Source organism: Adlercreutzia sp. ZJ304 (genome assembly GCF_011039075.1).
Lineage (GTDB): Bacteria > Actinomycetota > Coriobacteriia > Coriobacteriales > Eggerthellaceae > Adlercreutzia_A.
In genome coordinates this window covers 124,449-142,089 of record NZ_JAAKEG010000004.1, presented here as the reverse complement: position 1 = coordinate 142,089, position 17,641 = coordinate 124,449, and the positions used below count along the sequence as shown (strand labels likewise).

20 protein-coding genes are annotated in these 17,641 nt (G+C 41.7%); 13 read left to right on the top strand and 7 right to left on the bottom strand.

What is annotated here, in order from left to right:
• Nucleotides 1-12: 12 nt before the first annotated feature.
• The 8 genes from G7Y46_RS02895 to hflX all read left to right on the top strand — a co-directional run bounded on the left by G7Y46_RS02895 (nucleotide 13) and on the right by hflX (nucleotide 8,318).
• Nucleotides 13-507, top strand: coding sequence for a RecX family transcriptional regulator (locus G7Y46_RS02895; RefSeq protein WP_165252315.1), 495 nt, complete (start codon nucleotides 13-15; stop codon nucleotides 505-507).
• A 151-nt stretch (nucleotides 508-658) separates the two neighbouring features.
• Complete coding sequence (rny, locus tag G7Y46_RS02890) at nucleotides 659-2,242, top strand: ribonuclease Y (protein ID WP_241157025.1); 1,584 nt, start codon at nucleotides 659-661, stop codon at nucleotides 2,240-2,242.
• A complete protein-coding gene (locus G7Y46_RS02885) occupies nucleotides 2,226-3,326 on the top strand; it encodes an ATP-binding protein (RefSeq protein ID WP_241157024.1) in 1,101 nt (366 codons plus the stop codon). Before rny ends, G7Y46_RS02885 begins: the two co-directional genes overlap by 17 nt.
• A gap of 143 nt (nucleotides 3,327-3,469) precedes the next feature.
• Nucleotides 3,470-3,769, top strand: coding sequence for a stage V sporulation protein S (locus G7Y46_RS02880; RefSeq protein WP_206214055.1), 300 nt, complete (start codon nucleotides 3,470-3,472; stop codon nucleotides 3,767-3,769).
• Nucleotides 3,770-3,778: 9 nt separating this feature from the next.
• Nucleotides 3,779-5,131 carry a tRNA (N6-isopentenyl adenosine(37)-C2)-methylthiotransferase MiaB gene (gene miaB / locus G7Y46_RS02875; RefSeq protein WP_165252313.1) on the top strand — a complete coding sequence of 451 codons (1,353 nt, stop codon included), beginning with the start codon at nucleotides 3,779-3,781 and terminating at the stop codon, nucleotides 5,129-5,131.
• Between the two features lie 9 nt (nucleotides 5,132-5,140).
• Complete coding sequence (gene miaA, locus G7Y46_RS02870; protein WP_241157023.1) at nucleotides 5,141-6,076, top strand: tRNA (adenosine(37)-N6)-dimethylallyltransferase MiaA; 936 nt, start codon at nucleotides 5,141-5,143, stop codon at nucleotides 6,074-6,076.
• A gap of 21 nt (nucleotides 6,077-6,097) precedes the next feature.
• Entirely contained in the window at nucleotides 6,098-7,033 is a 936-nt protein-coding gene (dapF, locus tag G7Y46_RS02865; RefSeq protein ID WP_165252309.1) for a diaminopimelate epimerase, read from the top strand.
• Nucleotides 7,023-8,318: a GTPase HflX gene (gene hflX / locus G7Y46_RS02860; protein ID WP_165252307.1), complete on the top strand. Its 1,296-nt coding sequence runs from the start codon at nucleotides 7,023-7,025 to the stop codon at nucleotides 8,316-8,318. Before dapF ends, hflX begins: the two co-directional genes overlap by 11 nt.
• Here the strand turns inward: hflX and lexA are convergent.
• A complete protein-coding gene (gene lexA / locus G7Y46_RS02855; RefSeq protein WP_165060177.1) occupies nucleotides 8,315-8,944 on the bottom strand; it encodes a transcriptional repressor LexA in 630 nt (209 codons plus the stop codon). The two genes, hflX and lexA, sit on opposite strands and share 4 nt — an antisense overlap.
• Before the next feature lie 126 nt (nucleotides 8,945-9,070).
• Between lexA and nrdR the strand changes: the two genes are divergently transcribed.
• Genes nrdR through G7Y46_RS02840 form a run of 3 tightly spaced genes read left to right on the top strand, consistent with a single transcriptional unit; the run spans nucleotide 9,071 to nucleotide 10,398 of the window.
• Nucleotides 9,071-9,517: a transcriptional regulator NrdR gene (nrdR, locus tag G7Y46_RS02850; protein WP_165252305.1), complete on the top strand. Its 447-nt coding sequence runs from the start codon at nucleotides 9,071-9,073 to the stop codon at nucleotides 9,515-9,517.
• Entirely contained in the window at nucleotides 9,518-9,961 is a 444-nt protein-coding gene (gene dut, locus G7Y46_RS02845) for a dUTP diphosphatase (RefSeq protein ID WP_165252303.1), read from the top strand.
• 17 nt (nucleotides 9,962-9,978) lie between these two features.
• Nucleotides 9,979-10,398 (top strand): hypothetical protein, encoded by a 420-nt coding sequence (locus G7Y46_RS02840; RefSeq protein WP_165252301.1) that lies wholly within the window; start codon nucleotides 9,979-9,981, stop codon nucleotides 10,396-10,398.
• Between the two features lie 78 nt (nucleotides 10,399-10,476).
• Here the strand turns inward: G7Y46_RS02840 and G7Y46_RS02835 are convergent, their stop codons facing one another.
• Complete coding sequence (locus G7Y46_RS02835) at nucleotides 10,477-10,866, bottom strand: hypothetical protein (RefSeq protein WP_165252299.1); 390 nt, start codon at nucleotides 10,864-10,866, stop codon at nucleotides 10,477-10,479.
• Between the two features lie 119 nt (nucleotides 10,867-10,985).
• On the opposite strand from G7Y46_RS02835, the gene G7Y46_RS02830 reads away from it, so the two are divergent.
• Nucleotides 10,986-11,549, top strand: coding sequence for a hypothetical protein (locus G7Y46_RS02830; RefSeq protein WP_165252297.1), 564 nt, complete (start codon nucleotides 10,986-10,988; stop codon nucleotides 11,547-11,549).
• Nucleotides 11,550-11,553: 4 nt separating this feature from the next.
• Nucleotides 11,554-12,486 carry a prenyltransferase gene (locus G7Y46_RS02825; RefSeq protein WP_165252295.1) on the top strand — a complete coding sequence of 311 codons (933 nt, stop codon included), beginning with the start codon at nucleotides 11,554-11,556 and terminating at the stop codon, nucleotides 12,484-12,486.
• A gap of 3 nt (nucleotides 12,487-12,489) precedes the next feature.
• Here the strand turns inward: G7Y46_RS02825 and gluQRS are convergent, their stop codons facing one another.
• From gluQRS to G7Y46_RS02800, 5 genes are read right to left on the bottom strand one after another with little or no spacing between them, the layout of a single operon-like run.
• Entirely contained in the window at nucleotides 12,490-13,455 is a 966-nt protein-coding gene (gluQRS, locus tag G7Y46_RS02820; protein ID WP_165252294.1) for a tRNA glutamyl-Q(34) synthetase GluQRS, read from the bottom strand.
• Nucleotides 13,455-14,852: a phenylacetate--CoA ligase gene (locus G7Y46_RS02815; RefSeq protein WP_165252292.1), complete on the bottom strand. Its 1,398-nt coding sequence runs from the start codon at nucleotides 14,850-14,852 to the stop codon at nucleotides 13,455-13,457. The genes gluQRS and G7Y46_RS02815 overlap by 1 nt, the downstream gene beginning before the upstream one ends.
• A 3-nt stretch (nucleotides 14,853-14,855) precedes the next feature.
• The gene (locus tag G7Y46_RS02810) at nucleotides 14,856-15,299 is read right to left on the bottom strand and encodes an ACT domain-containing protein (protein WP_165252290.1); all 444 of its coding nucleotides are present in this window, start codon (nucleotides 15,297-15,299) and stop codon (nucleotides 14,856-14,858) included.
• The gene (locus tag G7Y46_RS02805; RefSeq protein ID WP_165060149.1) at nucleotides 15,299-15,880 is read right to left on the bottom strand and encodes an indolepyruvate oxidoreductase subunit beta; all 582 of its coding nucleotides are present in this window, start codon (nucleotides 15,878-15,880) and stop codon (nucleotides 15,299-15,301) included. Before G7Y46_RS02805 ends, G7Y46_RS02810 begins: the two co-directional genes overlap by 1 nt.
• An 8-nt stretch (nucleotides 15,881-15,888) precedes the next feature.
• The gene (locus tag G7Y46_RS02800) at nucleotides 15,889-17,622 is read right to left on the bottom strand and encodes a thiamine pyrophosphate-dependent enzyme (protein ID WP_165252288.1); all 1,734 of its coding nucleotides are present in this window, start codon (nucleotides 17,620-17,622) and stop codon (nucleotides 15,889-15,891) included.
• Between the last annotated feature and the right edge of the window lie 19 nt (nucleotides 17,623-17,641).

Genomic DNA, 17,641 nt, shown 5'->3' with positions numbered 1-17,641 from the left:
CCACATTAAAAAATGCATAATATTAAAACATCAAATATATCTTCTCTTTCTCTTGATGAACAAAAAGAGAAGGCTTATGCAAAAATTCTCCGGAGTGCAAGCGCATGCGAACAGTCCAGTATACGCATGAGAAAGAAACTAGAATATGCAGGGTTTTCACAAGATGTAATTGATTTTGCTATGAAAAAAGCTATCAGAGTAGGTGTAATTGATGATGTGCGATATGCGGAATGTCTTGTTAGGTCTAATGCACTTGCTGGCAAGGGAATGGAATTTGTAAAGAAGGAAATTCAGTCTTTAGGTCTATATATTGAAGACTTGGATGCTTATCAAGAATATATTCAAAATGGAGAAGACGCACAAATTGATGCTGCATTAAATTTGCTAATTCAACATCCCAGCCGTGCAAAGGATAAGCGCTCCGCAGCCACCAGAAAACTATTAAACAAAGGCTACAGCATGTCGATTGCCTCGCGTGCTGTAGCCATTTGGTGTGATAGGTTATAATTACTAATATTGAGCGAACGTATGCTTTTGCATACTTGATATATACAACTTAATAAGGTTGGCGTATTGCTTTTGAAAGCGTGCATTTGCTCATGTCGGCATTTTGCCGACATTTATTTTTGATATCAAACCGCATTGTAAAGATGCAAAAATGATGAAGGGAGCAAATGCTGTGGACGTAGTATTTATAGCTATTGCAGCAATTATCGGCATTGCTCTCGGCTTTCTTATCGCACGATTCGCTACAAAATCAGCTGCTTCTCGTGCAGCAGAAGAAGCGCAAGCATTAAAGAAGAAGGCTGAAGACGATGCTAAAGAGCTTATCGAAAAAGCAAAAAGCCATGCAGAAACCATGCGAAAAGAAGCCGAGATAGAGGCAAAAGATCAGGCGCTGAAATATAAACAAGAGGTAGATGCAGATAATAAGGAGCGCATGAATGAAATACGCTCCGCGGAAAACCGTATAACGCAGCGCGAGGAATACCTTGACAAAAGAAGCAATTCTCTCGATTCGCGCGAAGACCAAATATCTTCACTTCAAGGACAAATAGAAAAGCGCGAACGCATGCTAGAGGAAGCTCAAACTGACATGGAACAACGCTTAGAGCGTGTTGCTGGTATGACACCTCAAGAAGCAAAAGAAGAACTGCTTGATACTATTCGCGATGACGTAACCCGCGAGTCAGCGGCGATAATTAGAGATGCAGAAGCAAGAACAAAAGCTGAAGCTGATAAAAAGGCTAGGATGATTCTTAGCTTGGCAATACAGCGAGTTGCAGCCGATCACACAACTGAATCTACTGTAACTACAATCCATATCCCTTCCGATGATTTGAAAGGACGCATCATCGGGCGCGAGGGCAGAAATATCCGTTCTTTTGAACAACTTACAGGTACCAATCTTATAATTGACGATACTCCCGAATGCGTAACCATTTCTTGTTTCGACCCGGTACGTCGCGAAATTGGTCGTGTAACTATGGAGAATCTAATAGCTGACGGTCGCATTCATCCTGCACGGATAGAAGAAATGTATGATAAAGCTGTCAAACTTGTCAGTCAGCGCATTCATGAAGCTGGAGAACAAGCTGTATTCGACGTAGGAATTCATGACTTAAACCCTGAATTAGTTAACACATTAGGACGTTTGCTTTATCGCACTTCCTATGGACAAAACGTACTTAGCCATTCGCTGGAAGTTTCTTATCTTGCAGGTGTTATGGCATCGGAGTTGGGTTTAGATCCTATTTCTGCAAAACGTGCTGGACTACTTCACGACCTAGGTAAAGCGGTTGATCATGAAGTTGATGGCAGCCATGCCGTACTAGGTGCCGATCTCGCTAAAAGATATGGTGAAAAACCTGAAATTGTTCATGCAATAGAAGCGCATCATGAAGATGTTGAACCAAATACTGTTCTAGATGTGCTCATTCAAGCAGCTGATGCAATTTCTGCTGCTAGACCGGGAGCCAGAAAAGAAACGCTAGATGCTTATATAAAGCGACTTGAGAAGCTTGAAGAAATAGCAAATAGCTACGAGGGCGTTGAAAGAACTTTCGCTATACAAGCTGGACGCGAAGTGCGTGTCATGGTTGAACCTGAAATTGTTGATGAAGCACAAGCAACTGTGCTGGCACATGATATTGCACATCAAATAGAAACTGAAACTCAGTATCCCGGTCAAGTTAAGGTTGTCGTAATACGCGAGAGCCGTGCAGTTGACTACGCAAAATAGTAATACGCCAGAGATAACCTCTTCATTTATTGAAGAGGTTATCGGCGATGCTAACCTCCGGATAGAAAAAGATTTTGGGCAAGGCTTCGTTCGGCTAAAAACCAGTGAAGCTGAAAAGCGTCAAGCAGCTCAAGATATTAGGTCTAGCGAAGACATTGTCATAGAGCTTTTGCGTAATTCACGTGATGCTAATGCTAAAAATATTTTTTTAGCAACACAACGAGAAGCAGATAAGCGCTCTATTGTTGTTATAGACGATGGATGTGGCTTGCCAGAGAACATGAGAAGTCTCGTATTCGAGCCAAGAGTTACTTCAAAATTGGATACCGCTTCTCTCGACAGATGGGGTTTTCACGGACGAGGAATGGCTCTCTATTCCATTCGTGTTAATTCGTCAATCGCTAGGATTGTAGACTCAAAACCCGGTCTTGGGACATCAATACAAGTTGTAGTAGATACTAAGAATATTTCCGAAAAAACAGATCAGTCTACATTCCCTCGCTTTGAAATGCAGAATGGCAAGATGTGTATGCGCGGTCCAAAAAACATACTGCGTACTGCAGCTGAATTTGCATTGGAGCATAAAGATTCTGTAAATGTTTATTGCGGTTCATTTACAGAAATAGCAACTGCAATCAATGAATACGGTATGGCAACTTGTAGCCCAGCTATGAGAGCTTTCAGTTCTAACATTGATGAATGCAAATTAATACAGCGTCTTGCTTTTGCGGTTGATCCAGTTGAATTTTCTGAAATTGCATCTAGTTTGGGCTTAGATATGTCTCCACGTTCTTCTAGACGTATTATGGATGGAGAAATTAAGGCTGCTGTTGTGATGCTAGAGCGCATCAAGCACGAATCGCTATCCGCATGCAAGCCTCAAAAATTTGACACGCCTAAGAAAATGCCAAAAAAATCGGCTGTAAAATTTACCCAAAATGACATAGATTCATTTACAAATACAGTAACTGATGCATTTAGAGAGCTTGCTTCTGGTTATTTTCTAGACGATTCAGTAAATCCCAATGTGCATGTTATAAATGGCAGTCTTAAAGTAGAAATTCCGCTTATAAATGCTGATTGACAACGTATCTGTTTGCTTTAAGTTATCGCTAAAGGTAGAATTACGAATTGCTGGTTTATGCGCATTCGAATCAGCTATAAATACACCATAAATGTTAATGTAACGGACAAGGGATGCATGTGGCTAACGACCAGAAAGCTGAAATCAGCTGCCTGAAGGTTTCTTCAAAATCGTCTCCCGCATCAGTAGCTGGAGCGATTGCTGGAATGATTAAAGACGGTTCACCAGTAGAAATTCAGTCAGTAGGTGCAGGTGCAGTAAATCAAGCAGTTAAAGCTATAGCTATATCGCGTGGTTTCCTATCTCCTGTAGGCATAGAAATTGTTTGTATTCCTTCGTTTGCAGATATTGTCATAGATGGCGAGTATAGAACTGCCATACGATTTACAGTTGAGCCCAAAGACGCTTCAAAAACAACGCAGGCTCTTAACGTTTCTGTTTAAGTTTTCCAAATGCCATTAAATCTAGATGGATTTACATACTGCGTATTAGCCTTTGGCTGCCAGATGAACGAACATGATGCCGAGCGCGTAGCTGGCATGCTGGAACATTACGGCGCAAAGCGCGCTGAAGCTCTTGAAGATAGCGATATTCTTGTATATTTAACATGTTGTGTTAGGTTGTCTGCCGAAACTAGACTATTTGGACATGTAGCATCATGCAAAAATGTTCCTGTACGCAAGAACTCTCCATTAGAAAATAGAATTATTGTGATAGGGGGCTGTATTGCCCAACGCGATGGAGAATCTTTATTGGAATCTTTTGCTCATGTTAATGTAGTTTTTGGAACACAAGCACTTCATTTACTCCCAGAAATGTTGGCTGATGCAATATATAAGAACAAACGTTTAGCCGACACATCAGATCATCCAGATATTTTTTCTGCCGATCTGCCCACCAGCAGAAATACACCTTGGTCGGCATGGCTTCCCATAATGACCGGATGCAATAATTTTTGTTCGTATTGCATAGTGCCGTATGTTCGAGGGCGTGAAAGATCGCGCTCTATAGAAGATATCGTTTCCGAAGCGCGGCAATATGTTGACTCCGGAGTTAAAGAAATTACTCTGCTAGGACAAAATGTAAACTCTTTTGGACGCGATTCTTATGGAACTCCTCAATTTGCCCGGATACTAAAAGAGGTTGACGCTACGGGAATTGAGCGTCTTCGTTTTGTAACAAGCCACCCCAAAGATTTAAGCGATGAAGTTATTAGCACATTTGGAGAATTGCGTTCGGTCATGCCAGCGCTACACCTGCCTTTTCAGTCAGGTTCTAATCGCGTTCTAAAATTAATGAATCGCTCTTATACTCGCGAACATTATTTGGGACTAATTGAAAAGTTACGGCATGTGTGTCCAGATATTGCTCTTTCTACTGACATAATAGTTGGATTTCCAAGTGAAACTGAAGACGATTTTGAGCAAACACGAAGCCTTGTTGAACAGGTAGGTTTCGCACAGGCATTTACTTTTATTTTTTCACCGCGCAGCGGCACTCCTGCAGCCAAAATGGATGGAATCCCCGCCAGTGATGTCATACAACGCAGATTTGATACGCTTGTTCATACTGTGCAAAATGGCGCTTACAAATACAACCAAAAAGAGCTAGGCAAAGTTGTACCCGTACTTGTTGAAGGTGCATCAAAAAGGGGAGAGGGAATACTTGCAGGCAAAAGCCCCAAGAATCAGACGGTGCATGCATATGTCCCCGATGGTACAACAACACAAGAGCTTGCGGGCACATTCCTTAATATTCGTATAACTGAAGCTAAGACATGGTATCTTTTTGGCGAGGTTATCTAGGTGGAATCTTTGCTTGATAAAGTTATCTGCATTGTAGGTCCTACTGCAACTGGAAAATCAGATTTAGCGCAGAATATAGCACTTGAACTGGATGGGGAAATTATCAGCGCTGATTCTATGCAAGTTTATAAAGGTATGGACATTGGAACTGGCAAGATTCCAATTGACCAGCGTAAGGTTATGCACCACGGTTTAGATTTGGTGTATCCCAATGAGCCTTATTCTGCAGCTTTATTTCAAGAATATGCACGGCGTACTTTCAAAGAAGTACGCAGCAGGAAACATACTTCTATTTTAGCTGGTGGAACAGGCTTTTATGTTCGCGCCGCTATAGATAACTACGATTTTCCTAAAGGAGAACAAGTAGATAACCCGATACGAAAAGAACTTGTAGAGTATTTAGATAAAAACGGTACCGATGCACTTTGGAACCGATTAAAAAGTGTAGACCCAAAAAGCGCCGAATGTATCCACAAAAACAATTCTAAGCGTGTGATGCGCGCACTTGAATTGTATGCAGATGGAAAAAGCTATGCAAACCAACTAGAAAAACTATCGAAAATTGAACAGCTTGTACCCGCACTAATGATAGGGCTTTCCGTAAGTCCTGATACATTGGCTAAGCGAATAGACACAAGAGTAGACAAAATGCGCGAATTGGGTCTTGAGCGAGAAGTAGAACGTTTACTTGAAGAGGGCTTTGAGGAATGGATTACAGCTCCTCAGGCTATTGGTTATAAAGAGATTGTTAGTGCGAAGCGGGGCGAATGCACGATAGACGATGCATTTCAAAGCATTAAGCAAGCCACCAGACGTTATGCAAAAAGACAACGTACATGGTTTCGTAAAGATAGGCGCATAGTGTGGATAGATGCTGAAACCGGTAATATGACCCACATGCTTGAACAAGTTTTGCAAGTTATAGAAAACCCCACAAACAAATAACCTATACACAAGGAGCAAAAAATGAAAATAAAATTTTCAAAGATGAACGGGCTTGGCAACGATTTTATTATGATTGACGACATGTCACATAATATCGAATTGGACGAAAAGCAGGTCAAATGGCTTTGCGATAGACATTTCGGCATTGGCGCAGACGGAGTTATTCTTGTAAGACCTTCTAAACGCTTCGAATGTAGCGCCTATATGCACTACATAAACTCAGATGGCACCCTTGCTCAGATGTGTGGAAATGGAGTTCGATGCTTCACGAAATTTTTAGTTGACAACAATATAGTTGATGCAAATTCTTGCGAATTAATAGCAGATACTATGGCAGGTCCCAAACCGATAAGTTTCAAAAGATCGCCTAATGGCAAAATGGAAATGGCTACAGTACAAATGGGTCAGCCTATATTAGATCCAAAAGCCATTCCGGTAGATGCCAGCACCGATAGCATCTCTACTACGGGAGAGCCATTTATTGGATATATGAATCTTGCTTCACCTTGGGGTGATTTTTCGTTTGCCTGCGTTTCTATGGGTAATCCGCATGCGATATGCTTTATTGATGATTGGACAGCTTTGCCTGATGATGCCTTCGTTGACCCGACAAATAAGTCATTATCTAATTTTGATGTAGATAAAATCGGTAAATATTTTGAATCGCATGCTGTATTTCCCGAAAAATCTAATATTGAATTTGCTGAAATTTCATCTGATGTAATTAATATGCGCGTATACGAGCGCGGCTGCGCAGAGACGCTAGCTTGCGGAACAGGTGCATGTGCTGTAAATGTGGCAGCCGTACTAACAAAAAATGCCCCCCGCGAAAACGATATTCGCTTGCTTGGCGGAGTTTTGCATATAAATTGGCAAAACGATGGAATTGTTGCAATGACAGGACCAGCAGAAGAATCGTATGTTGGAGAGGTTGATTTGGAGATTTATGGCAAATGAGCCTATGTATACAATAGAGCAATCTAGTCGCGAGCGAGCCATATTAGTTGGCATAGAACAGGCTGGATCTAAATGGTCGATGGAATCTTCTCTGCAAGAATTATCGCGCTTAGCTGATACTGCAGGTGCTGATACGGTAGGTATCACTTCGCAAAAACTTACTTCGCCTAACCCGCGTACTTTTGTTGGTAGCGGAAAAGCAACTCAGCTAGTTAATATGGCTGGCGAACTAGATGCGGATATAATTATTTTTGATGATGAACTTACACCATCTCAACAATCAAATCTCGAAAAACTTGTTGGCAGAAATGTAAAAGTTATTGATCGTACTGCGCTTATCTTAGACATTTTTGCTCTGCATGCAAAAACACGTGAAGGCAGACTTCAGGTTCAACTTGCGCAAAATGAGTATTTATACCCACGCCTGCGAGGCATGTGGGCTCATTTAGCATCAAATAGAATGGGCGGCGGTGTTGGATCTCGGTTTGGTGAAGGGGAGAGCCAGCTAGAAGTTGATAGGCGCATGGTACGAAAGCGCATCACTTCTATCAGGCGTGAACTAGAACATCTTTCGCGTATAAGAGGCGTTCAGCGCGAAAGCCGCTACAACAGCGGAATATTCAAGATAGCCCTTGTTGGATATACAAATGCTGGTAAATCTAGTTTACTCAATCGATTAACTGATTCTAATGTATATGCCGATGACAAGCTTTTTGCCACGCTAGATTCAACCACTAGAAAACTTATACTTCCAGAGGGCCGCGAGGTTACTTTAAGCGACACAGTAGGATTCATCCAGAAATTACCTACTACTCTTGTAGAAGCATTTAAATCTACACTAGACGAAATAACCAATTCCGATCTTATCTTGCATGTTGTAGATGCATCTTCTAACTCTTATGAACAGCAGGTAGATGCTGTAAACGACGTACTCGGACAAATAGGTGCTGAAAGTATACCTAAACTAACTGTTTTTAATAAATGTGATCTTTTGGATAGCACAGCACAACAAGCGCTAGCATTCAGAAACTCTATGTCTATCCAAGTTTCTGCTGTAATGGAAACCGGTATAGATGAATTAATAACACGGATAGTATCCGCAGCTGCTGCAACTGATTCAAATATGCACGTTCTAATCCCATACTCAAGAGGCGAACTAGTTTCTTTGGCACATAAAAGATGCCGGATATCGAACGAATCGCATACCGAATTAGGAACTAGTTTAATTCTAAGAGTACCTATTGGCTTAGAAAGAGAATTCAAACCGTTTCTTATTACGAGTTAAATACGACGAAATACCGCCACTACCTTACCCGCAATAAGACAGTCATCTACGAGAATAGGCTTCATAGAAGAATTTTCCGGTTGTAAGCGAATGCGATTGTCTTCTTTATAAAAGCGCTTTACCGTGGCGCTATCTCCAATAACAGCAACGACTATTTCTCCGTTATTAGCTGTAGGCTGCTCTCTTACAACTACATAATCGCCATCGTTTATGCCGGCTTCAATCATTGAATCGCCATGCACAGACAATGCAAAAGATGGAGAATCTCCAACGATATCGGTGGGAAGCGCAATATTGTCAGTGATGTTTTCCTCTGCAAGTATTGGAGTTCCAGCTGCAACATCACCTACAAGGGGAACACTTACTACTTTCCCAAACTCTGGATGCAACTCATTATTTTCATCTTCAAGTTGATAAGTAAGAGAAATAGAACGAGACTTCAAAGGATCGCGCTTTATATAACCTTTTTCTTCAAGTGCTTTCAGATGAACATGCACGGTAGAAGGGGAGGAAAGCCCTAAATCTTGACATACCTCACGCACAGTAGGTCCAAAACCTTTTTCACGTATATGTTTCTCAATATTATTGAGAACTGCTTGCTGTCTTTTTGTAATTTTTGTAGACATGAAGACTCCTTGCATCAAGATTGCCAATCGGAACCTTTGTTCGTAATTATAACTGCGAACATGGGTTCTAGCAAGAAAATTCTTGAATTAATGTATGATGTATACTATCAAAAGGAAAGGATATAAATGCGTTGTCCATCATGTGGATATGAAGAATCAAAAGTTATAGATTCGCGCTCGGCAGATGATGGCAGCGCGATACGCCGTCGTCGTGAATGCCTTAAGTGCCAAAACCGTTTCACGACATATGAACGTTTAGGAGAACGTCCTGTAATTGTTTTGAAATCGGATGGCTCCCAAGAAGCGTTTGATAGGCAAAAACTCTTTCGCGGTCTTTTAATCGCTTGCGCAAAACGCTCGGTTAGTCCAGAGCATATTGACCAGCTAATTGATGACATAGAAAATTCACTTCGAAATTCCGGTGTCTCGGAAGTGCGCTCAAAAGAACTGGGAGAAATGGTCTTAGACAGGCTTGCTAATGTAGATGATGTTGCATACATTAGATTCGCAAGCGTGTATAAAGACTTCAAAGATGCAGAAGAGTTCAGCGAAGCGTTAAAAGGTTTGAAATAAATGAAGCAACTTGATATTCGGATTAAGCTACTTCGCAACAATATTGAGGCTCCCACATACGCTCATATTGGGGATGCAGGGTTAGATCTTAGATCTGCTATAGATGTAGTATTGCAGCCCTTTGAGCGCGCTATTGTTCCTTGTGGGTTTTCCATTGCTATTCCTGAAGGATATGCGGGATTGGTACTTCCTAGAAGTGGACTCGCCACAAAGCATGGTATTACGGTGCCCAATAGCCCGGGACTTATTGATAGTGGCTATCGCGGCGAGATGATGGTGTCGCTACAGAACTTAGACGCTAATGCGGCTTACACAATTGATGTGGGCATGCGAATAGCTCAACTGGTGATAATTGAAACACCAAATGTTAACTTAATTCATGTTGACGAGCTGGAAGATACTGAACGTGGTTTTGGCGGGTTTGGAAGCAGCGGACTAAACTAAGCATAGCAGGTGAAAATATGCAGCAGGAATACAGCAACACACCAGATGATGAATCAAGAGCTTTTGCAAACCACCAATTAGCATCAGCTCAAACACTGGTAACAATTACAATTATTGCATCTCCTGTATCGTTAGTTATCGGCGGTTTACCACTAGGTATCGTGGCGTTAATTTGTGGCATAGTGGCTCTTAGCAAAATACGTGCTGCTATAGAAAAATTATCTGAACCTAGTGCCATTGCAAATAATTTGAAACGTCAAGCGATAATTGGCATCTCGGTAAGTATTGTTTCAATTGTGTTGAACGCAATTTCTATAATTATCATATTGCCAGCGTTTATTGAATTTCTGCAAAGCGGTGATATTACTAAGCTTACAGAGGCAATGAATTTCTCAAGCGCATCAACTTCTTCTGGCTCTAATTCTGTGTGGGACTAGTCTTTCCTATTTGTATAAATGGCTGATAATAAATGTTATGTAAACTTAATTAATATCCTGCTTAATGCCTCTGATAAGCTAATCTTTCGCCTTGAACGGATGGCGCGATCGCATTGCCCCACGCGACGGCTTTATTCGCAACTCTTCAAAATTTAAGCCAAGTTTACGCAATTCAAGATGCAACAACTCTCTGTGTGTATCTAATTCTGAACGCACCATAGAATCTTGACTGCAAACTTCACAGACTATGTACGGTTTATCTTTATCCGGTCCCTTTCGGGGCGCTGGGTCTTCACGTATATAAACAGCATTGGTGTTTTCCAGAATTAAACATGCAGCATTTTCATTCCATATAGTATTAACCGCTTGCTTATAGCAATCGTTATTACGCGCAATACGCATGAATTTACCGGCATCGCCATCTAAATTACTTATTACTTTTGACAGCTCCCCTGCAAGTTTTTTCATTTAAGATTCCTAAACATATCAGTAGCATTTTCTTTGATTATAACTACCATAATTTGTTTTATGGACAGTCTTCGCACAATCGCGTATCTTTTTAGTAAGCAATTCTATAGGAGCATTTTATGGTAAACAGAATTTCTAGACTCATCTTATGCGTAACTTGTTTTGCCATGTTCGCATTTCTATTGGTAGGTTGTTCATATCAAACCGATGAAGAGGCAATAGAACAATCCATCTCAAACCGCTTAGACGGCTATAAAAATATAGATAGTTCTGAAACAGCAAATTTTGCTTCCCGAATGGATATTGACTCCCTTGCGCAATACGGTGTTTCTGAGCACGATTTCATGGCGGCATACTTTGATGATTTCGATTATTTAGTTCAAAATGTAGCTGTTGATGGCGACAATGCGGTTGCAACAGTTGTACTTACATGTAAAAGTTTCACCGAATATGAAAAAGCTTTACAAGAAGCAACGGATGCTATGAAAGCTGATGCATCAATAGCTAAAATGTCTACAGATGAACTTGACAAAGCATTCGGTAAAACAATTTTAGATACACTTAAAGATGTAGAAGTAAGGCAAACCGAACCCATCGAAATATCTTTTGAAAAAGTAGATAATGTATGGGAACCCGTTTCTAACGCTTCTGAAGATATTGCAGCAGCGCTAATGTCGAATTGATGATATGGCTCTAAGTAACGATAAAAGACATCTGCATCCAAAAGATGCATTATTGCTGGCGGCACCACACACTTGGGCAGCTTCTATTATGCCCGCACTTCTAAGCATTGCGTTTGCATACTCAATGCAAGGTTTTCTGTCAGTTTCACTAACAATTGCCCTATTGATTGCTGTTGTATTAATGCAATCATCAGTTAATACATTCAATGATTACTTTGATTTTGTAAAAGGTGCAGATTCAAAAAACGACAATGTTGAAGAAAGCGATGCTGTATTGGTATACAACAATATCAACCCTAAAAGTGCACTCGCTTTAGCAATAGCCTTTCTTATAGTCGCATTTCTTTTAGGTATATATTGCATCGTATCATCTGGATGGATTCCACTTGTCATTGCTATTGTGGGCGCTTTTATTGTCGTTGTTTATTCGGGTGGAAAAACACCCATATCTTACCTGCCAATTGGAGAAGCAATAAGCGGTATTACAATGGGTGGTTTAATTCCCCTTGCTTCGTTTTATGTGCTTACCGATAGTCTTAATTGGATGATACTGGTTTGGTCTATTCCGCTTATTATCAACATCGGTCTTATTATGATGACAAATAATACCTGCGACATAGAAAAAGATATATCAGCTGGAAGAAAAACCCTTCCCGTAATGCTTGGACGCTTACGTGCGCGCACTCTTTATAAAACCCTAATCGCAATATCTGTTATATCAACAGTACTAATTGTGGGTATTTGGTTTCCTTCGGGAACTATTGTTTTACCATTCATGCTGTTGGCTCTTTATCCAATAGTTTCAAAAATGTTCATTAGTCCATTAGGACCTAAGGTTCGCGTAGGAGCTATGGCAGCTGTATGCAACATGAATATTGTGCTAGGCGCTTTTTATGCTGTTGCAGTATTTGCTTCAAATGTTCAGCTAATCCTTTAAGCATTAGCTGTAAATAATATTGGGGCATTCTTTGAAATGCTTACCCAATTCATGCTCGTTATAACAGCTTAGCAGTTGTTCAGGCGTAGTTGGTTCGTCATATTCTGTAATGCCTGCAATATACGCGATATGACCTAAAACTGCTTCAGTCGATTTGTAAGTATCAATCATACAATCTAGCGAAGCATCTTTATCGCGCTTTGATAAGCGTCTTCCATCTTCATTAACAAGTAATGGCACATGTCCATATGTAGGTTTTTCATAGCCAAGTAAACTTTGTAGATATATTTGTCTTTTTGTAGATGTTAAAAGATCGTAGCCACGAACAACACAATTTATACCAAACTGCGCATCGTCAACTATAACAGCCAATTGATACGCAAATAAATTATCGCTTCTACGCAGTATAAAATCATCGTATCCAGCTTGTAGGGTTCCTGCTTGTTCGCCCTGAAATATATCGACAAAGCAAATACGCGAATCTACTACCCTGCATCTAAGTGATGGCTTTCTATCATGCGCAGATGCCTCTAATATTCGTTTTTTGCGTTCAGTTTCGCTAAGATGCCTGCAAGTACCTTTATATCCGCTCTCTTCTCCTGAATGTGGAGCCGATTGTATATTTGCCTCTGCTCTTGTACAGAAACATTCATAGGTATTATCAGAAGCTGTCAGCTCATTTAGAGTATCGCGATAAAACTGTTTGCGAGAACTTTGATATACGGGAGCCCCATCCCAATACAAGCCTAAAGATTCTAGATCGCGCATTATTGCGTCGGCATATTCTGCGCGCGATCTAGACTCGTCAATATCTTCAATACGCAATAAAACATCTCCCCCACGGCTTTTAGCAGCAAGCCATGCCATTAAGTAAGCAAAAATATTGCCTGCATGCATCCTGCCTGTAGGGGAAGGTGCGAACCGACCAACTACACGTTTACCCGTAAATGAGACACCACAACTATTCATCAAGCATTGCGCAAATCGTCTATATGTTTAGCTTTACCCATCGTGCGTTCAATTCCGCCCGGCTCTACCAGTCGAACATTAACACCGACCAAAAGCGTACCTTTTAGTTTTTCGGCAATTCGACGGCGCATAGCATCCATTTTTTCAAAGGAATCAGTCATTTTGTCAGGGCGTACTTCTGTCTCTACAGTAAGTGAATCCATACCATTAACAGTTTCAACAATAATGTGGTAATGCGGTGTTACCTCTTCTATTCCGGCAAGTACATCCTCTATTTGGCTTGGGAAGACATTCGTTCCGCGAATAATTAGCATATCATCACAGCGTGAACGAACCTTGTCCATTCGCGCATGAGTTCTACCGCATTCACACTCCTCGCAAGTAACACGTGTCAAATCGTGCGTTCTGTAGCGAAGCACAGGAATCCCCCGTTTATCTAAGGGTGTCAAAACAAGTTCGCCTTCTTCGCCCTCAGATACAGGTTCGCCAGTTTGCGGGTCCACAACCTCCCATAAGAAATGATCTTCGGCAATATGCTGCTGGAATCTGTTCGCTAAACATTCACCAGAAACACCGGGACCCATAACTTCCGTTAAACCATAATTATCGGTGCATACAATATGCATCCGGCTTTCAATTTCTGCTTTTAGAGCAGGAGGGCATGGTTCCCCTCCAAAAAGACCAATTCGAAGAGAAGATTTTTCCCAGTCAAACCCCATCTTCTCCCCTACTTCGCAAATATGCATAGCATACGAAGGTGTGGCAATTAAAACCGTGGTGCCATAGTCGTTTATCATGTTGATATGGCGCTCGGTATTGCCAGAGCCAGCCGGAATCATTGCGCATCCCAGTTTTTGTAAACCGTAATGCAGACCAAATCCTCCCGTAAACATGCCGTACCCGAAAGCCATCTGCGCAATATCGCCGGGAACAACTCCCGCCATTTGCACAAGTCGGGCTATGCAATCACTCCAAACTTGCATGTCTTCACGAGTGTATCCGACCACTATCGGCTTACCTGTAGTGCCAGAAGATGCATGGATTTCAATAATCTCATCAATATTAACCGCGAATAACCCATAAGGATACGTATCGCGCAGGGCAGTTTTGTCGGTAAAAGGAAGCTTACGAACATCGTCAAGAGTTTTTATGTCGGCAGGAGATACCCCACTTTTATCCATTAAATCGCGATAGTATGCAACATTTTGATAGGTATATGCCACCTGATCTTGCAACTTTTTAAGTTGGAGTTCTCGTAATTGCTTGCGCGGCATGCATTCTATACTGCGATCAAAAATAGGAAACGAAGCAAAATCTTTTTGCTTAATTGCTTCAAATAAAGCTTGCTTTTGCGATACACCTTTACTGCTTAATTCGTTTGTACTGCTTGTTGGCATCGCTCAATCCTCGTTTCCTGCATGTATGGCATTTGCTTTTTCTATATCGGCTTGCGTAATAATTCTAAGACCTGCGTCTTTCAGTATTTCTTTCGTCTCTTCTATATTATCTGTAGCCAGAATAATATAAGTAGAAATCATGGAATAGCTATACAAAACGTTTTCATTGCGCTCTGCCAAAAGACTTATAACGCGCGCTAATTCACCCGGTCTATCTTCAAGTTTTAAGCAGAGAACTTGTGTTTCGATATAGGCAAACCCTTCGCGTTTAAGCGCATCGCAGGCGATATCTGGTCTATCTAAAATAAAGCGCGTTATGCCAAATTCTCCTGTATCAGATACTGCAAATCCACGAACATTAGCACCAGCTGCCTCAAAAACATTAAGCACTCGCGCCAAATGCCCCGGCTTACTTTGAGCAAAAACACTTATTTGCGAAACTGTCATTACATCACCTTCTCTGCAATAGATGCCCTACCTGCTCTAAAAGCCGCTATATTAGCTTCGATGGTTTTTGGTGGCACAAAATCTTGCACTGTTTTCTCCCAAGCAGACACATCGAAATCTAATAGCGCAGAAAGCGCACCGAGCATAACCATATTCGATGTTTTAGCATTGCCAACCTCTAGCGCTATGTCGTGCGCAGGTACAAGCAACGCATTAGCTTTTGAAAGTTCTTCTTGTATATTGTGCGGCATAGAAGCTTTTCCCGTTAACACCGATGCGGGTTTAATGATTTCTTTATTTGAAATAATTCTTCCGCCATTCTTCAGCATTGGAAGATTACGCAAAGCTTCAATAAGTTCAAAAGATACAACGATATCAGCCGAGCCAGAATCGCACACCATCGATTCAACATGCTCACCAAAAGCAACATCGGTAGTTACAGCACCCCCGCGCTGTGCCATGCCGTGTATTTCTGAAACTTTAACATTCTGATCACAACACAACGCAGTCTGCGCTAGAACATGCGCAGCCAATATTGTTCCTTGACCACCAACACCACAAAGTAGCACTTTAGTAGACATTATTACCTCTATTCTGACTGCACAATGGCATCAAAACGGCAGTATTGCGCACACTGACCGCATCCTATGCATAATTCGGTATCAATATAAGCAAGCCCGCTTTCAGCCTGTTTACCAATAGCGGGACAACCCAATGTAAGACAAACGCCGCATCCAGTGCAGTTAGTTACTACATACGGTTTATTCTTGATACGCGACAACAGCACACAAGGGCTTCTAAATATTATTACATCCAACCTATCTGTATTAGAAGTAGCCTCTTTTAATGCACTTCTGACAGCCATCATATCGTTAGGATCTACAAGATTTACGTTATCAATCCCCAGCGCAGATATAATACCTTCTATGTCTAATTCGCGACTAGGTCTATCCTGTAGAGTCTTCCCATTAAACGGATTACCTTGCCGACCAGTCATCGCAGTTGTTCTGTTGTCAAGAATACACACAGTACCTGCACCCTTATTGTATGCAGTAGAAATAAGAGAACTAAGCCCTGAATGCGCAAATGTGGAATCGCCTACTACCGCAACAACAGGTCTGTGCTCAGAGGTGCCTAGCGCCAACTCAAACCCGTGCGCCATGGAAACAGAAGCCCCCATGTCTACGCATGTATCCATACATGCTAAAGGAGGTAGCGCGCCAAGTGTATAGCATCCTATATCGCCTGTAACTATAGCCTTCAGGCGCTTTAATTCCCGAAACACTAGCCTATGCGGACATCCCGGGCACAATGCCGGAGGTCTTGCCGGAAGACCATCAATATTAGAATAATCTATAGATGCTAATCCATTAAAGGCGTTTTTTATTAAACCGGGCGTAAGTTCGCCTGCCAAAGAAATTGAATAGGGCGGTTTGCTAACCTTGACGCCTAATGCTTTTACGGCATCTGTTAAGTAAGTAGACGCTTCTTCTATTACATAAAGTGCGTCAACTTTATCTGCAAATTCCTTAATAGTTTTTTCTGGAAGCGGCCATGTTACGCCTAATTTTAGAATAGATGCTTGTGGCAGCGCTTCCAATACATGTTGGTAAACCGCACCTGAACAAATTATTCCAAGAGCTTGCACGCCATCGATTCGTTTATTGAAACTGCATTCGTCTGCCCACTTACGCAGCGCATCTATTCTCTCTAGTTGCACTTTGCGACGTGGCTTTGCAAATGCAGGCATCATAACCCACTTGCTAGGGTCGCTTTCGTATCCCTTAATATCATTTTCAGAAATACGCTCACCCGTTTCCACTGTTGTGCGTGTATGAGATATGCGAACAGTAGAACGAATAAAGAAAGGTACATCAAAGCGCTCAGAAAGAGAGTAGGCTTCTTTTGTGAAATCAAGTGCTTCCTGAGAATCCGACGGATCTAGCATAGGAATATGAGCCGCCTGTGCATAGTAATGAGAATCTTGCTCATTTTGCGATGAATACATCCCGGGATCGTCTGCCGCAAGTACAACCATACCGCCACCAACACCGGTATATGCAGCTGTAAAAAGAGGGTCAGCAGCAACATTTACACCGACATGCTTCATAGTTACTAATGTACGCGCCCCTGCAGCCGATGCTCCCAATGCAACTTCTACAGCCACTTTTTCATTAGTGCACCATTCAGCGTACACATTTGGTTTTCGCGCAAATGCCTCCATAGTCTCAGTAGATGGAGTACCCGGGTAAGCTGCACCTATTGTTGCCCCCGCCTCCCAAGCGCCTTGTGCGATAGCTTCATTTCCAGAAAGAAGTTCCATATACTCTCCAATACCGCCG

Excerpts from the sequence above, each read along its gene's own strand:
- G7Y46_RS02895 (WP_165252315.1), top strand. The coding sequence starts at position 13 with ATGCATAATATTAAAACATCAAATATATCTTCTCTTTCTCTTGATGAA.
- lexA (WP_165060177.1), bottom strand. The coding sequence starts at position 8,944 with ATGTCTACAAAAATTACAAAAAGACAGCAAGCAGTTCTCAATAATATT.
- G7Y46_RS02815 (WP_165252292.1), bottom strand. The coding sequence starts at position 14,852 with ATGCCAACAAGCAGTACAAACGAATTAAGCAGTAAAGGTGTATCGCAA.
- miaB (WP_165252313.1), top strand. The coding sequence starts at position 3,779 with ATGCCATTAAATCTAGATGGATTTACATACTGCGTATTAGCCTTTGGC.
- G7Y46_RS02810 (WP_165252290.1), bottom strand. The coding sequence starts at position 15,299 with ATGACAGTTTCGCAAATAAGTGTTTTTGCTCAAAGTAAGCCGGGGCAT.
- G7Y46_RS02805 (WP_165060149.1), bottom strand. The coding sequence starts at position 15,880 with ATGTCTACTAAAGTGCTACTTTGTGGTGTTGGTGGTCAAGGAACAATA.
- nrdR (WP_165252305.1), top strand. The coding sequence starts at position 9,071 with ATGCGTTGTCCATCATGTGGATATGAAGAATCAAAAGTTATAGATTCG.
- G7Y46_RS02835 (WP_165252299.1), bottom strand. The coding sequence starts at position 10,866 with ATGAAAAAACTTGCAGGGGAGCTGTCAAAAGTAATAAGTAATTTAGAT.
- dapF (WP_165252309.1), top strand. The coding sequence starts at position 6,098 with ATGAAAATAAAATTTTCAAAGATGAACGGGCTTGGCAACGATTTTATT.
- G7Y46_RS02840 (WP_165252301.1), top strand. The coding sequence starts at position 9,979 with ATGCAGCAGGAATACAGCAACACACCAGATGATGAATCAAGAGCTTTT.
- hflX (WP_165252307.1), top strand. The coding sequence starts at position 7,023 with ATGGCAAATGAGCCTATGTATACAATAGAGCAATCTAGTCGCGAGCGA.
- G7Y46_RS02825 (WP_165252295.1), top strand. The coding sequence starts at position 11,554 with ATGGCTCTAAGTAACGATAAAAGACATCTGCATCCAAAAGATGCATTA.
- G7Y46_RS02830 (WP_165252297.1), top strand. The coding sequence starts at position 10,986 with ATGGTAAACAGAATTTCTAGACTCATCTTATGCGTAACTTGTTTTGCC.
- dut (WP_165252303.1), top strand. The coding sequence starts at position 9,518 with ATGAAGCAACTTGATATTCGGATTAAGCTACTTCGCAACAATATTGAG.
- gluQRS (WP_165252294.1), bottom strand. The coding sequence starts at position 13,455 with ATGAATAGTTGTGGTGTCTCATTTACGGGTAAACGTGTAGTTGGTCGG.
- G7Y46_RS02800 (WP_165252288.1), bottom strand. The coding sequence starts at position 17,622 with ATGGAACTTCTTTCTGGAAATGAAGCTATCGCACAAGGCGCTTGGGAG.
- rny (WP_241157025.1), top strand. The coding sequence starts at position 659 with ATGATGAAGGGAGCAAATGCTGTGGACGTAGTATTTATAGCTATTGCA.